Raw genomic sequence first — 16,470 nt, forward strand, 5'->3', positions numbered from 1 at the left:
GTCCCTTTGTTCCCCATGTCGTTCGCCCAGCGCCGGCTGTGGTTCGCGTTCCAGCTGGAGGGACCCAGCCCGACCTACAACTGCCCGCTGTACGTGCGCCTGTCGGGCGAGCTGAACCGGGACGCGCTGGTGGCCGCGGTCGCGGATGTGACCGGCCGGCACGAGGTGCTGCGGACCCGGTTCGCGGCGGAGGCCGGCGAGCCCTGCCAGGTGGTGCTGTCCCCCGAGGACGGGCGGCCCGAGGTCCGGTTCGTGGAGCTGGCCGGGGAGGCGGCGCTGACCGGGGCGCTGGCGGAGCAGGCGCGCTACTGCTTCGACCTGACCGCCGAGGTGCCGCTGCGGGTCACGCTCTACCGGGTCGCCGAGCGGGAGCACGTCCTGCTGCTGCTGATGCACCACATCGCGGCCGACGGCTGGTCGATGGCGCCGCTGGCCCGGGATCTGTCCGAGGCGTACGCGGCCCGGTGCGCGGACGCCGGGCCACAGTGGGAGCCGCTGCCGGTCCAGTACGCCGATTACGCGCTGTGGGAGCAGGACGTGCTGGGCTCCGAGGACGACCCGGAGAGCCTGCTGTCGGAGCAACTCGGCTACTGGCAGCGGCAGTTGGCGGACGCGCCGGAACTCCTCGAACTGCCGCTGGACCACCCGCGTCCGGCGGCGGCGAGCCATCGGGGCGCGACCGTGCGCTACACCCTGGACGCCGGTCTCCACCGGCGGCTGGTGGAGCTGGCCCGCGCCTGCGACGCCACGGTCTTCATGGTCGTCCAGGCCGGGCTCGCGGTCCTGCTGTCGCGGCTGGGGGCCGGGCGGGACATCCCGGTCGGTACCGCCGTGGCGGGCCGTACCGACGAGGCGCTGGACGACCTCGTCGGCTTCTTCGTCAACACCCTGGTGCTGCGCACCGACCTCTCCGGCGACCCGACCTTCCGCGAGCTGGTGGCCCGGGTCCGGGAAACCGACCTGGCCGCCTACGCCCACCAGGACGTGCCCTTCGAACGGGTCGTGGAGGCGGTCAACCCGAACCGGTCGCTGTCCCACACCCCGCTCTTCCAGGTGCTGCTGACCCTCCAGAGCAACGCGGACAGCACCTTCTCCCTCCCTGGCGTCGAGGCTTCCTTCGGCGATGTGGCGACCGGGGTGGCCAAGACGGATCTGACCTTCTACCTGGAGGAGCGGTACACCCCCGAGCAGGCCCCGGCGGGCATGGTCGGCGAGATCCAGTACGCGGTGGACCTGTTCCGGGAGGAGAGCGCCGAGATCCTGGCGCAGCGGCTGATCCGGGTGCTCGACGCGGTGACCGCGGCCCCGGACCGGGCCGTTAGCCAGGCCCCGGTGCTCGACGCGGCCGAGCACCACCAGCTGATCGTGGAGCGCAACGCCACCGGCCACCCGGTCCCGCCGGCGACGATGCCGGAGCTCTTCGACACCTGGGTGGGCACCGATCCGCAGGCGCCCGCCGTGGTGTTCGAGGACCTGGTGCTGAGTTACGCGGAGGTGGCGGAGCGCGCCAACCGCCTGGCCCGGCTGCTGATACGGCACGGGGTGGGCCCGGAGCGGGTGGTGGCGCTCGCCGTGCCGCGCTCACCGGAGATGGTGATCGCGGCGCTGGCGGTGCACAAGGCGGGCGCGGCGTATCTGCCCGTCGACCCGGAGTACCCGGCCGAGCGGATCGCCTACATGCTCGACGACGCCCGCCCCGCCTGCCTGCTCACCGTCGGCGGCGTCGCGCTGCCCGAAACCGGCTGCCCCCGCCTGCTCCTGGACGACCCCGCCGTGGTCGCCGAGCTGCACGACCTGCCCGCCACCCCGCTGGGCCCCCGCGCCGGCCTCCAGCACCCCGCCTACGTCATCTACACCTCCGGCTCCACCGGCCGCCCCAAGGGCGTCGAGGTCACCCACGCCGGGGTGGCGTCGCTGGCGGCCACCCACGCCGAGGCCTTCGCGGTGGGGCCCCGGTCCCGGGTGCTCCAGTTCGCGTCGCTGAGCTTCGACGCCGCGGCCTGGGAACTGATCATGGCGCTGACCACCGGCGCCGCCCTGGTGGTGGCCCCCGCGCCCCGGCTGGCGCCCGGCGAGCCGCTGGCCCGGCTGCTGGCGGAGCAGCAGGTCACCCATGCCACGCTGCCGCCCGCCGCGCTCGGCGTGCTCGGGCCGGACGGGCTGCCCGACGGGATGACGCTGGTGGTGGCGGGCGAGGCCACCGCCCCGGAGCTGGTGGGGCGCTGGTCGGCCGGGCGGCGGATGGTGAACGCCTACGGCCCGACCGAGGCCACCGTCTGCGCCACCATGAGCGAGCCGCTGTCCGGCGCCCAGGTGCCGCCGATCGGCGGCCCGATCCGCAATGCCCGGGTCTATGTCCTGGACGCCGCGCTGCGCCCGGTGCCCGCGGGGGTCGCGGGCGAGCTGTATGTCACGGGCCCGGGGCTCGCGCGGGGCTATCTCGGGCGGCCGGGGCTGACGTCGGAGCGGTTCGTGGCCGATCCGTACGGCGCCCCGGGCAGCCGGATGTACCGCACGGGCGACCTGGCGCGCTGGCGGGCCGACGGCCAGCTGGAGTTCCTGGGCCGCACCGACCACCAGGTGAAGATCCGGGGCTTCCGCATCGAACTCGGCGAGATCGAGGCGGCGCTGAGCGCCACCGGGCGGGTGGCCGAGGCGCTGGTCACGGTGCATGACGACGCGGCCGCCGGGCGCCGGCTGGTGGCCTATGTGACGGCCGCGGGCGGTGCGGAGGCACCCGACCCGGCGGCGCTGCGGGAGCTGGTGGCGGAGTCGCTGCCGGACTACATGGTCCCGTCCGCCGTGATCGTCCTGGAGCAGTGGCCGCTGACGCCCAACGGCAAGGTCGACCGGGCTCAACTGCCCGCCCCCGACTACGCCTCCCGGGCCGGCAGCGGCGGCCGGGCGCCCCGTAATGCCACCGAGGAGACCCTCACCGCTCTCGTCGCCGAGGTCCTGGGCCTGCCCGCCGTCACCATCGACGACAACTTCTTCCACCTCGGCGGCCACTCCCTGCTCGCCACCCGCCTCATCAGCCGGATCCGCACCGCCCTGCACGCCGAGATCCCGCTCCGCGCGCTCTTCGAGCACCCCACCGTCGCCGCACTCGCGCCCCAGGTCACCGGTGCCCACACGGCCCGCACCCCGCTCACGGCCGCCGACCCGCGGCCCGCGCACCTCCCCCTCTCCCCCGCCCAGCGCCGCCTCTGGTTCGCCTACCAACTCGAAGGCCCCAGCCCCACCTACAACATCCCGCACGCCCTGCGCCTGACCGGCCCGCTCGACCACACCGCCCTCACCCGGGCCCTCGCCGACCTCACCGAGCGCCACGAGACCCTGCGCACCCGCATCACCGAGCACGACGGGGAGCCCCGGCAGACCGTCGACCCCGCCGACGCAGCGCGCCCCGGCCTCCCCCTCGTCGCCACCACCGAGGACCAACTCCCCCACCACCTCGCCGAACAGGCCGCCCACTCCTTCGACCTCACCCACGAGCACCCGCTCCGCGCCACCCTCTACCGCCTGGGCGAACAGGACCACGTCCTGCTGCTCCTCCTGCACCACATCGCGGGCGACGGCTGGTCCATCGCCCCGCTCCTCAACGACCTGTCCACCGCCTACACCGCCCGCCACCAGGGCGCCGCCCCCGCCTGGCGGCCCCTCACCGTCCAGTACGCCGACTACACCCTGTGGCAGCGGGAGGTGCTGGGCTCCGAGGACGACCCCGACAGTCTGATATCGGGCCAACTGAACTATTGGCGCGAGCGGTTGGCCGGTGCTCCGGAGCTGCTGGAGCTGCCGCTCGACCACCCCCGGCCCGCCGTCGCCTCCCACCGGGGCAGCACGGTCGGGCTGGCCGTCGACGCCGAGGTCCACCAGGGGCTGGTCGCGCTCGCGCAGGCCACGGACTCCACGCTGTTCATGGTGCTGCACGCGGCGGTCGCCGCGCTGCTGTCGCGGCTCGGCGCGGGCACCGACATCCCCCTGGGCACCGCCGTCGCCGGACGCACCGACGACGCCCTCGACGACCTCGTCGGCCTGTTCATCAACACGCTGGTGCTGCGCACCGATGTCTCCGGCGACCCGAGCTTCCGCGAACTCCTCGGCCGGGTCCGGGACACCGACCTGGCCGCCTACGCCCACCAGGACGTGCCCTTCGAGCGCGTCGTCGAGGCGGCGCAGGTCTCCCGGGTGCTCTCGCACATCCCGCTCGCCCAGGTGATGCTGCACCTCCAGAACAACGCGGACGCACCGGGCAGCCTGCACGACGGCCTGCGGATGGCGACCGAGCCGACCACGCTGGAGGCGGCCAAGTCCGATCTGTCCTTCGGGCTGCGCGAGCGGTTCACCGAGGCCGGCCGCCCGGCGGGGCTGACCGGTTCGCTCGAATACGCCGAGGACCTCTTCGGCCGCGACGGGGCGCGGGCCCTCGCCGAGCGGCTGGTGCGGCTGCTGACGGCCGCCGCGGCCGCACCGGACCGGCCGGTGAGCGAGCTCGACCTGCTGGCGCCCGGCGAACGTCAGCGGCTGCTGGTGGAGTGGAACGGCACCGCCGAGGAGGCGGCCCCGGCCTCGCTGCCGGAGCTGTTCGAGGCGCAGGTGGCCCGCACCCCCGACGCCGTGGCCGTGGTGTACGAGGGCGCGTCGCTGACGTACCGCGAGCTCAACGCGCGGGCGAACCGGCTGGCCCGGCTGCTGGTGGCGCACGGCGCCGGCCCGGAGCGCTTCGTGGCGCTCGCGCTGCCGCGGACCGCCGAGCTGGTCGTGGCGCTGCTGGCGGTGGTGAAGTCCGGGGCGGCGTACGTCCCGGTGGACCCGTCCTATCCGGCGGACCGGACCGCGTACATGCTCGCCGACTCCGGCCCCGAGCTGCTGCTGAGCACCGCGGAGGCCGCGGCCGGACTGCCGGAGTCCCGGCCCCGGACCCTGCTGCTGGACGACCCCGGCACCGCCCGTGCGCTGGCGGAGTACGACGGCGGCGACCTGACCGACGCGGACCGCGGCGGCCCGCTGTCACCGGCGAACGCCGCGTACGTCATCTACACCTCGGGGTCCACCGGCCGCCCCAAGGGCGTCGTCGTCCCGCACCGCAATGTGGCGCGGCTGTTCGCGGCGACCGAGGAGTGGTTCGGCTTCGGCCCGGACGACGTGTGGACGCTGTTCCACTCGTACGCCTTCGACTTCTCCGTATGGGAGCTGTGGGGGCCGCTGCTGTACGGCGGCCGGCTGGTCGTGGTGCCGTACGCGGTGAGCCGCTCCCCGGAGGACTTCCTGCGGCTGCTGGCCGACGAGCGGGTGACGGTCCTCAACCAGACGCCGTCGGCGTTCTACCAGCTGATGCAGGCCGACGCGGAGCACCCCGACCTGGGTGCGCGACTGGCCCTGCGCCGCGTCGTGTTCGGCGGCGAGGCGCTGGACCTGGGCCGGATGGCCGAGTGGTACCGCCGCCACGGGGACACCGCGCCGGTCCTGGTGAACATGTACGGGATCACCGAGACCACCGTGCACGTCAGCCATCTGCCGCTGGACGAGCGGGCGGCGGCCGGGCAGACCCGGAGCCTGATCGGCCGGGGCATCCCGGACCTGCGGATTCATGTCCTGGGCGACCGGCTGGAGTTGCTGCCGCCGAACGTGCCCGGCGAGATGTATGTGGCGGGCGCCGGACTGGCCCGCGGCTATCTGCACCAGCCCGCGCTCAGCGCCGGGCGGTTCGTGGCCGACCCGTTCGGCCCGCCGGGCTCCCGGATGTACCGCACCGGTGACGTGGCCCGCTGGACGGCCGACGGGCAGCTCGAATACCTCGGGCGCGCCGACGACCAGGTGAAGGTGCGCGGCTTCCGGATCGAACTCGGCGAGATCGAGGCCGCGTTGGAGGCCCACCCGGCGGTGGCGCAGGCCCGGGTCATCGTCCGGGAGGACGGGCCCGGCGAGAAGCGGCTGGTCGGCTATGCGGTCCCGGAGGCCGGGCCGGACGGGCTGCCCGCGGCGGGTGTGCTGCGGGAGCACCTGTCCGCCGCGCTGCCGGACTACATGGTCCCGGCCGCCGTCGTCGCCCTGGACGCGCTGCCGCTGACCGCCAACGGCAAGCTCGACCACAAGGCGCTGCCCGCGCCCGAGTACACCGGCAGCACCACCGGGCGGGCCCCGCGCACCGCCCGCGAGGAGACCCTGTGCCGGGTCTTCACGGAGGTGCTCGGCGTCGCGCACGCCGGGATCGACGACAGCTTCTTCGAGCTCGGCGGGGACAGCATCAGCTCCATCCGGCTGGTCTCCCAGGCCCGGGCCGCGGGTCTGGACGTGACGGTACGGCAGGTCTTCGAGTGCCGTACGGCCGCCGCGCTCGCCGCCGTCGCCACCGAGATCACCCAGGACACCGCTCCGCGCCCGGCGGACGACGGCGTGGGCGGCTTCCCCATGACGCCGATCATGCACTGGCTGTACGGGCAGGAGGGGCCCACGGCGGGCTTCAACCAGTCGGTGACGGTCCGGGTACCGGCCGGGCTCGGGGAGCAGCGGCTCACCGACGCCGTCCAGAGCTGGCTCGACCACCACGACGTGCTGCGGCTGCGGATGGCGCGGGACGGGGACGGCGCGGACCGGCCGGTGGTCGGCGCGCCCGGATCCGTCCCCGCGGACTCCGTCGTGCACCGGGTGGAGATCGCCGGACTGGCGGCCGGCGCCCGGGACCTGGCGCTCGCCGAGCACGGGGAGAAGGCCCGGCTGCGGCTCTCCCCGCACGACGGCCCGGTGGTCCAGCTCGTCTGGTACGACGCCGGGGACGCGGCACCGGGACTGCTCCAGATCCTGATCCACCACCTCGCGGTGGACGGCGTCTCCTGGCGCATCCTGCTGCCGGATCTGCGCACGGCCTGGGAGGCCGCCGCCGACGGGCGGGCCCCGGCGTTCGCCGAGGTGCGCACCTCGTTCCGCCAGTGGGCACAGCGGCTGGCCGAGAGCGCGCAGGAGCCCCGCTGGGAGGACGGCCTCGGGGTGTGGACCTCGGTCCTGAGCGACCCGTCGGCGGCCGCGCTGCCCGGCGTCCGGCCGGTGGACCCGCGGACGGACACCGCGGAGACCGTGCGCCATCTGACCCTCGAACTGCCGCCGGAGCGCCTCGAACCGCTGCTGACGACGGTGCCGGCCGCCTTCCACGCGAACGTGAACGATGTGCTGCTGACCGGCTTCGCGCTCGCCGTCCTGGAGTGGCGCCGCCGGCGCGGCGACCGCTCGGCGCCGGGCGTCCTGGTCGACCTGGAGGGCCACGGCCGCGAGGACATCCTGGAAGGCGCGGACCTGTCCGCCACCGTCGGCTGGTTCACCAGCCTCTACCCGGCGCTGCTGGCGCCCGCGGCCGTCGACTGGGCGGAGCTGCGGGCGGGCGGCCCCGGCGTGGGCGCGGCCCTCAAGGCGGTCAAGGAGCAGCTGCGCGCGCTGCCGGGCAACGGGGTCTCGTACGGCATGCTCCGCTACCTCAACCCGCGTACCGCACCGCGTCTCGCCGAACTCCCCGCCCCGCGCCTCGGGTTCAACTACCTGGGCCGGTTCGCGGCGGCGGACGGGAGCGACGGCGGGCTGTGGACCATGGCGAACGGCCTGCCCTCCCCCGCCCCGCGCGATGCCGGGGCCGCGGTCCCGCACGCGCTGGAGGTCAATGCGCTCACCGAGGACCTGCCGGGCGGTCCGCGGCTGAACGCCACCTGGTCCTGGCCGGCCGGCCTCCTCCCGGAGCCGGCCGTGCGCGAACTCGCCGAGCTCTGGTTCGAGGCGCTGGACGCCCTGGCCGTCCACACCGCCGGCGCCGAAACCGGCGGTCACACACCCTCCGATCTCTCCCTCGGGCTCTCCCAGGACGAGATCGACGCACTTGAAGCAGAACTGGGGATGCTCTGATGAAAAAGCAGTCCGCGCTGGAAGACGTCCTTCCGCTGACGCCGCTCCAGGAAGGCATGTTCTTCCACTCCTGGTACGACGACGAGGCGGTCGACGTCTACGGCGTCCAGATGGTCCTCGCGCTCGACGGACCGCTGCGCCCGGACCTGCTCAGGGCATCGGCGGCGGCGCTCCTCAAGCGCCACCCCAACCTGCGGGCGGGCTTCCGGCAGCGGGCGAACGGCCAGCCGTTCCAGGTGATCCACCGCGAGGTGCCGCTCCCCTGGGAGGAACTCGACCTCACGGCACAGGACGACGCCCCGCGGCGGCTGGCGGAGTTCCTCACCGCCGACCGCGCCCGCCGCTTCCCGCTCGACCGCCCGCCGCTGATGCGGTTCACCCTGGTGCGGCTCGGGCCCGACCGGCACCGGCTGGTGCTCTCCAACCACCATCTGCTGCTGGACGGCTGGTCCACCCCGATCCTCGTACGGGAGCTGTTCACCCTGTACGAGCACGGCGGCGACGACCGGGCCCTGCCGCCGGTCGTGCCGCAGCGCGGCTACTTCAGCTGGCTGGCCGCGCAGGACGACGCCGGCTGCGAGCGGGCCTGGCAGCAGGCGCTGGACGCGCTGCCCGGCCCCTCGCTGGTGGCGCCCGCCGACCCGGGCCGGGTGCCGGTCGCCCCGGAGCGGGTGGTGGCGGCGTTCCCCGAGGGCTTCGGCGGGGACCTCGACCGGTTCGCCCGGCAGCGCGGGCTGACCGTGAACACCCTGGTCCAGGGCGCCTGGGCGGTGGTCCTCGGCCGGCTCACCGGCCGCGACGACGTGGTCTTCGGCACCCTGGTCTCCGGCCGCCCGCCGGAGGTCGCCGGGATCGAGTCGATGGTCGGGATGTTCATCAACACCGTCCCGGTCCGGGTACGGCTCGACGCGGGCGCCCCGGTCGCGGACAACCTCGCCCGGCTCCAGGACGAACAGACCGGGCTGCTCAGCCGGCACCACCTCAGCCTCGCGCGGATCCAGCGGCTGGCCGGCACCGGCGATCTCTTCGACACCTTCCTGGTGTTCGAGAACGCTCCCGGGGACGACGGCGCCCGGCCCTCGTACGCGGGGGTGCGGGTCGAGGTCGTCGAGGGCCATGACTCCGCGCACTACCCGCTGCGGGTGGTCGCCGGTCTCACCGGGCAGCGGCTCCAGATCGAGCTGGAGTACCGTCCCGACCTCTTCGACCGGGACGAGGCCGCGGCCGTACTCGGCGCGCTGGAAGGCGTACTGGGCGAGATCGTGGCCGGTCCCGGGCGGGCCGTGGCCGACCTCGCCTGCCCGCTGCCGGCCGCCTTCCGGCGACTGGACGCCGGTGCCCCGGCTCCCGGGCCGGGCGCCGGCAGCGAGGCCGAGGTGCTGCCGCCGGTCGCCAGGACGGCGTTCTCGGCCACCGAGGAGATTCTCCGCGGCCTCTTCGAGAGCGTGCTGGGCCGCCCCTGCCCGGGTGTCGACGACAGCTTCTTCACGCTGGGCGGGCAGTCGCTCACCGCGATCCGGCTGCTCAGCCGGATCCGCGCGGCCTTCGGCGTGGAGCTGCCGGTGCGCTCCGTCTTCGAGTCGCCGACCGTGGCCGGGCTGGCCGCCCGGCTGGCGCAGGCGGACACCACCCGCCCGGCCCTGGTGCCGGCCGTGCGCCCGGACCGGCTGCCGATGTCGTACGCCCAGCGCGGTCTGTGGTTCGCCTTCCAACTGGAGGGCAGCAGCCCGACGTACAACATCCCGCTGCCGCTGCGGCTGCGCGGCGCCCTGGACCGGGACGCGCTGCGGGCCGCGGTGGGCGACGTGATCGAGCGGCACGAGGCGCTGCGCACCCGGTTCGCTGAGGTGGCCGGTGCGCCCTGCCAGATCGTGCTGCCCGCCGAGGAGGCCCGCCCGGAGCTGGAGTACGTCACGCTCGACGGCGAGGAGCAGCTGGCCGCCGCCCTGGCCGAGCGGACCGGGCGCGGCTTCGACCTGGCCGGGGAACTCCCGCTGCGGGCCACGCTGCTGCGGATCTCCGACCGGGAGCATGTGCTGCTGCTCCTCATGCACCACATCGTGAGCGACGGTTCCTCGCTGGCGCCGCTGGTCCGGGACCTGTCGGTGGCGTACGGGGCGCGGCTGCGGGGCGGCGCGCCCCGGTGGCGGCCGCTGCCGGTGCAGTACGCCGACTACGCGCTGTGGCAGCGGGAGCTGCTGGGCGCCGAGGACGACCCGGACAGCGTGCTGGCGCGGCAACTCACCTACTGGCGCGACCAGTTGACGGGCGCGCCGGAGCTGCTGGACCTGCCGCTGGACCGTCCCCGCCCGGCGGTCGCCAGTCACCGCGGCGCGACCGCGCCGTTCACCCTGGACGCCGCGACGCACGAGCGGCTGACCGAGCTGGCCCGGCGGTCCGATGCCACGGTCTTCATGGTGCTCCAGGCCGGACTCGCGGTCCTGCTGTCGCGGCTCGGCGCGGGCAGCGACATCCCGGTCAGCACCGTGGTGGCGGGGCGCACCGACGAGTCGCTGGAGGAGCTGGTCGGCTACTTCGTCAACAACCTCGTGCTGCGCACCGATGTGTCCGGCGACCCGACCTTCCTGGAGCTGCTGGGGCGGGTCCGCGAGACCGATCTGGCCGCGTACGCGCACCAGGACGTGCCCTTCGAGCGGGTCGTCGAGGCGGTCAACCCCACCCGGACGCTGTCCCACGCACCGCTCGCCCAGGTGGCGCTGATCCTCCAGAACACCGGCGGCGCCACCCTCGAACTGCCCGGCCTCGACGTCTCCTTCGAGGGCGAGGCCGAGGGGGCCGCCAAGGTCGACCTGGCGTTCAACCTGAGCGAGTCCCGTACGGCCGAGGGCCGCCCGGCCGGGATCGGCGGTCTGCTCGAATTCGCCGCCGACCTCTTCGACCCGGAGACCGCGCGGCTGCTCACCGCACGTCTGGCCCGGGTGCTGGCCGATGCCTGCGCCACCCCCGAACTGCCGGTCAGCCGCCTGGCGGTGCTCTCCCCCGACGAGCGCGACGCGCTGCTCCAGGACGGGCCGCACCGGCGCCCGGCCCCGCCGGCCGCCACCTTCGCCGAGCTCTTCGAGCGCCAGGTGCGCCGCGGCCCGGACCGTCCCGCGCTGGAGACGGACCGCGTCCTCAGCTACGCGGAACTCAACGAGCGGGCCAACAAGCTGGCGCGGCTGCTCGTCGCGCGCGGGGCGGGCCCCGAGCGTGCGGTCGCGGTCGCGCTGCCGCCCTCCGGGCACCTGGCGGAGGCCGTCCTCGCCGTGCAGAAGGCCGGTGCGGTGTATCTGCCGCTGGACCCGGGCTATCCGGCGGAGCGGCTGGCCGCGATGGTCTCGGACGCCGATCCCGTCCTGCTGCTGACCACGGCCGCGCTCGCGGACCGGCTGCCGGAGACCGGTGCGGTGCCGGTGCTGCTGCTGGACGACGCCGCCGTCACGGCCGCGTGCGCCGCCCTGTCCGGCGCGGACCTCACCGACGCCGAGCGGACCACCCCGCTGCGGCTCGACCACCCGGCGTACACCATCTTCACCTCCGGCACCACCGGCCGCCCCAAGGGCGTCGTGGTCACCCACACCGGGCTGGCCGCGTTCGCCGCGAACCAGGCCGCCCACTACGGCGTCGAGGAGGGCAGCCGGGCGCTCCAGCTCGCCTCGCCCAGCTTCGATGTCTCGGTGGCGGAGCTCTTCTGGTCGCTGCTGTGCGGCGGGTGCCTGGTCGTGCCGGAGGCGACGCCCACGGGCGCGGAGCTGGTCGAGGTGCTCCGGGAGCGCCGGATCAGCCATCTGATGATCCCGCCGTCGGTCCTGGCCGAAGTGCCCCGGACCGCCCTGCCGGAACTGCGGGTGATGATCACCGGCGCGGAGGTGCTGCCCGCGGAACTGGCCGGGTTCTGGGGCCGGGACCGGATGCTGATCAACGCCTACGGGCCCACCGAGGCCACCTGCGATGTCAGCTTCGCGGTCCGCGACCCGCGCCCCGCGGACGGCACGGCGGTCATCGGGCGGCCGATCGACGGCGCCCGGGTGTATCTGCTCGACGCGGCCCTCCAGCCGGTGCCGTCCGGTGTGGTCGGCGAGCTGTATGTCTCCGGCACCGGCGTGGCCCGCGGCTATCTGGACCAGCCGGCGGTGACCGCGGACCGCTTCGTCGCCGACCCGTTCGGCGCCCCCGGCTCCCGGATGTACCGCACCGGAGACCTGGCGTACTGGGACGGCGAAGGACAGCTCCGCTTCTGCGGCCGGGCCGACAGCCAGGTCAAGGTACGCGGCTTCCGGATCGAACTCGGCGAGGTGCGGGCGGCGGTGAGCCGGTGCGCCGGGGTGGGCCGCGCCGTGGTGACCGTCCGCGAGGACCGGCCGGGCGACCGCCGCCTGGTGGCCTACGTCCAGCAGGCGCCGGACGCACCGCCGTTGAGCCCGGCGGCCGTACGGGACGAGACCTCCACACTGCTCCCCTCGTACATGACCCCGTCCGCGTTCGTCGTCGTCGACAGCTGGCCGCTGACGCCGAACGGCAAGCTCGACCACCGGGCGCTGCCGGCGCCCGCCCCGGTCACCGGGCGGTCCACCCGGCCGCCGGCCTCCCCGCAGGAGGAGCTGCTGTGCCGGCTCTTCGCGGAGGTCCTGGGGGCCGAACAGGTCGGCGTGGACGACAACTTCTTCGAGCTGGGCGGCCATTCGCTGCTGGCCACCCGGCTGGTGAGCCGGCTCGCGGCGCTGCTGGGCGGCGCCCCGGCGCTGCGTGACGTGTTCGCCGCACCGACCCCGGCCCGGCTCGCCGCCCAGCTCGACGGCGGCGGCAGCAGCGCGTTCGAGGTGATGCTGCCGCTGCGCACGGCGGGCCGCACCGCGCCGCTGTTCTGTGTGCACCCGGTCGCCGGATTCAGCTGGCGCTACTCGGCGCTGCTCGGCGCCCTGAGCACCGACCACCCGGTGTACGCCCTCCAGTCCCGGGGCCTGGACGGCACGGAACCGCCCGCCCGTTCCCTGGACGCGATGGCCGAGGACTACGTCCGCGAGATCCGCCGGGTACAGCCCGAGGGCCCGTACCACCTGCTGGGCTGGTCGCTCGGCGGGATCATGGCGCACGCGGTGGCCACCGCGCTCCAGGCGCAGGGCCAGGAGGTGGCGCTGCTCGCGGTGCTCGACGCCTACCCGGCGCCGGCCGACGGCCCCGGCACCGGCGGTCCCCAGGAGATCCTCACGCAGATGTACGAGGGCTACGCCGATATCTACGGCCTGCCCGAGGGCGCCTCCCCGGAGCTGCCGGACACCGAGGTGATGCGGGCCCGGATCACCGACTGGCTGGGCCGCGGCGAGAGCGAGCTGCGCCATCTCGACGACGCGCAGCGGGCCGTGGCGCTGGACATCATGGTGAACAACGTGACGCTCACCAACGCGCGCCGGCTCGACCGGTTCCGCGGCACGATGCTGCTGGTGGTGGCCACGCAGAAGCAGCAGGAGTGGACCAGCCCGCAGTCCTGGAAGGAGTTCCTCGACGGCGAGCTGGAGATCCACGAGGTGGACTGCGAACACGCCAGGATGCTGGAGCCGGAGCCGGCCGCCGACATCTGCGCCGTCCTCGCACCGCGGATCGCCGGGCCGCGGGACACCACGGCCGGCGCGGCGGCGGGGAGCACCCGATGAGCACCCCGGTGCTCCCGGCCGCGGCGGTCCTCGGCGTCCTGGGCGGCATGGGCCCGCTGGCCTCGGCCGAGTTCCTCCGGACGCTGTACGCGGGCGAGTGGCACGGGCCGGAGCAGTCCCGCCCGCGGGTGCTGCTGGACTCCGACCCGGCCTTCCCCGACCGCACCGAGGCCATTCGGCAGGGCAGGGCCCGGGAGATGACCGAGCGGCTGGAGGACCGGCTGGCGCAGCTGCTGGAGCGGGGCGCCGATCAGGTGGTCGTGGTGTGCTTCACGGCGCACCACTTCCTCCCGCTGGTCGATCCGGCGCTGCGCGGGCGGGTGGTGTCCCTGGTGGAGACCACGGCGGCGGAACTGGCCGGTGCCACCGGCCGGTTCCTGATGCTGTCCACGGAGGGCAGCCGACGGGCGCGGATCTTCGAGTCGCAGCCCGGCTGGGACGCCGTGGCCCACCGGGTGGTGCGCCCCGACGAGGACGCGCAGGCCCGGATTCACCGGCTGATCTACCGGATGAAGCGGTACGGTCCGCTGCCGCACGAGGCGCTGCCGGAGGTGGAGCACCTCATGCGGCGCCACGACTGCGCCGGTGTCGTGCTGGGCTGCACCGAATTCCACCTGGTCTCACGGGATCTGACGGAACGGTACGGCCCGGACCGGACGGTGGACGCCCTGCGCACCCTCGCGGTCCGCTTCTCGGCGGGGCTGCCGGCCCCTCAGCCGCTGGTGAGCAGCCTGCCCACCTCGGCCACCAGAGAGGGCGCCTGCTCCAGCAGGTAGAAGTGGTCCCCGGAGCGGACCCGCAGCCCGAAGTCCCCCTCGGTCACCTCCGCCCAGGCCCGCATGTCCGCCTCGTGGACATGCGGGTCACGGTCGCCGAGCAGGGCGGTCACCGGCACCCCCAGCCGGGGCAGCGGAACCGGCGGCCGGTAGTCGTCGATCAGCCGGTAGTCGGCGCGGATGGCGGGCAGCAGCAGCTCCCGCAGGTCGGGGTGGTCGAGGGCGGCGGAGAACGTCCCGCCCAGCGCCATGACATCGGCCACCAGCACCTCGTCGCTCTCCCGGGAGATCCCCGAGGGCCGCAGCCGGGACGGTGCGCTGCGGCTGGAGACCAGCAGCCGGCTCAGCACCCGGCCGTGCCGCCGCTCGATCCGCAGCGCCACCTCGTGCGCGACCGACGCCCCCATGCTGTGCCCGAAGAAGGCCAGCGGCCGGTCCAGGGCGGGCACCAGCTCCTCGGCGATCCGGTCGGCGAGCTCGTCCATCGTCTCGACGGAGGGCAGCGCGATCCGGTCCTCCCGGCCGGGATAACAGACCGCGACGACCTCGATATCGGCCGGCAGCCACTGCGGCCAGTCCCGGAAGAAGCTGGCCGCGCCGCCGGCGTGCGGAAAGCAGACCAGCCGCAGCCGGGGGTCGGGAACGGGCCGGGGGCGGCGGAACCACTCCTGGTCGAGGGCGCGGTGCGGGCCGCTCGCGGCGCGGGAAACAGTCATGGTCAACCCTTCGGGGAGATACGGCACAGGGGAGGTACGACCGGGGCCGGACTCGGCCGGGGACGCTAGCGGACGCCCCTATCGACGCCGTATCAAGACCCCGTCGGCCCCGCGGAACCGGGCAGGAATAACGACACAATGACGCCGCGATTGCCGCCCTCCCTAACGTCCTGACCAGGAACTCGGCCCGCCCAGCAGCGGGTCACGAGCGGGTCAGGGAGTCGACTGTGTACGACGTCATCGTGGTCGGGGCGCGCTGCGCCGGTGCCTCTACGGCCATGCTCTTCGCACGTGCCGGATATCGGGTGCTGATGGTGGACCGCGCCGAGTTCCCCCGGGACACGCTCAGCACGCTCTACATCCACCAGCCCGGGGTGGCGCTGCTGCGGCGCTGGGGTGTGCTCGACAAGGTGATCGCGACGGGCTGCCCGCCGCTGGACCGGGCGGTCTACCGGATCGCGGACATCCGCATCGAGGGCTGCTCGATCCCGGTCGACGGCCACCGCGCGGCGTACGCCCCGCGCCGCTATCTGCTGGACGGGATCCTCGCGGACGCCGCGGTCGCCGCGGGCGTGGAGTTCCGCCAGGGCTGCACCGTCACCGAGGTGCTGTCCGACGACGAGGGCCAGGCCACCGGGGTGCGCTGCCGTACCTCCGACGGCGCGACCACCGAGGAGCACGCCCGGCTGGTGGTCGGCGCCGACGGGATGCGCTCCCGCTTCGCCACCATGGTCGACTCCCGCATCACCACCGAGCACCCGCCCGCGACCTGCGCCTACTACACGTACTGGGAAGGCGTCACCGACCGCTTCGAGCTCTACGAGGCCCCGGGCCGCTGGGTCGGCACCGTGCCCACGAACGACAACACCACGCTGATCGCGGCGTACTTCCCGCAGTCCGAGTTCGAGCGGGTCCGCAAGGACGCGATGGGCGCCTACCTGGAGGCGGTCCGCGACACGGCTCCGGAGCTGTCCGCGAAGATCGCGTCACAGACCCCGCTGGAGCGGCTGCACGGCACCGGCGACCAGCGCAACTACTTCCGGGAGGCGGCCGGACTCGGCTGGGCCCTGGTGGGGGACGCCGGCCACCACAAGGACTCCATCACCGCCCGCGGCATCACCGACGCCTTCCGTCAGGCGCAGCTGCTGGTGGACTGCGTCGGCACGGGCCTGCGCGACCCCGAGAAGCTGCTCGACGGGCTGGAGGAGTACGCCTACCAGCGCGACGAGATCCTCATCGACGCCTACCACTCGACGCTGTCGGTGGCGGCCCTCGAAGTGGCCGAGCACCGCCTGTCCATGCTGCGCACCGTCGCCGGGGACCAGGAGCTGATGGACCGCTACTTCGCCACGCTGGCGGGCGTCATCGGCGTGGAGGAGTTCTTCACCCCCGAACTGCACGCGCGCGAGCACCTCACGCGCCAGTAGGAGCCCGCCA

5 protein-coding genes are annotated in these 16,470 nt (G+C 74.4%); 4 read left to right on the forward strand and 1 reads right to left on the reverse strand.

Going from position 1 to position 16,470, the window contains the following annotated elements; all coding sequences use genetic code 11:
- The first annotated feature begins 15 nt into the window (after positions 1-15).
- Genes ACFWJW_RS14410 through ACFWJW_RS14420 form a run of 3 tightly spaced genes read left to right on the forward strand, consistent with a single transcriptional unit; the run spans position 16 to position 14,317 of the window.
- On the forward strand, positions 16-7,890 hold the full coding sequence (locus tag ACFWJW_RS14410) for an amino acid adenylation domain-containing protein (RefSeq protein WP_387239778.1): 7,875 nt from the start codon (positions 16-18) through the stop codon (positions 7,888-7,890).
- Positions 7,890-13,541 (forward strand): amino acid adenylation domain-containing protein, encoded by a 5,652-nt coding sequence (locus ACFWJW_RS14415; protein WP_387239781.1) that lies wholly within the window; start codon positions 7,890-7,892, stop codon positions 13,539-13,541. Before ACFWJW_RS14410 ends, ACFWJW_RS14415 begins: the two co-directional genes overlap by 1 nt.
- Positions 13,538-14,317, forward strand: coding sequence for an aspartate/glutamate racemase family protein (locus tag ACFWJW_RS14420; protein ID WP_387239784.1), 780 nt, complete (start codon positions 13,538-13,540; stop codon positions 14,315-14,317). Before ACFWJW_RS14415 ends, ACFWJW_RS14420 begins: the two co-directional genes overlap by 4 nt.
- On the opposite strand, the gene ACFWJW_RS14425 is transcribed toward ACFWJW_RS14420, so the two are convergent.
- A complete protein-coding gene (locus tag ACFWJW_RS14425; RefSeq protein ID WP_387239787.1) occupies positions 14,254-15,033 on the reverse strand; it encodes a thioesterase II family protein in 780 nt (259 codons plus the stop codon). The genes ACFWJW_RS14420 and ACFWJW_RS14425 overlap by 64 nt on opposite strands.
- A 227-nt stretch (positions 15,034-15,260) precedes the next feature.
- On the opposite strand from ACFWJW_RS14425, the gene ACFWJW_RS14430 reads away from it, so the two are divergent.
- Positions 15,261-16,460 (forward strand): NAD(P)/FAD-dependent oxidoreductase, encoded by a 1,200-nt coding sequence (locus ACFWJW_RS14430; RefSeq protein WP_387239790.1) that lies wholly within the window; start codon positions 15,261-15,263, stop codon positions 16,458-16,460.
- The last annotated feature ends 10 nt before the right edge of the window (positions 16,461-16,470 follow it).

It is taken from the genome of Streptomyces sp. NPDC127097, from assembly GCF_042724075.1.
Taxonomy (GTDB): domain Bacteria; phylum Actinomycetota; class Actinomycetes; order Streptomycetales; family Streptomycetaceae; genus Streptomyces.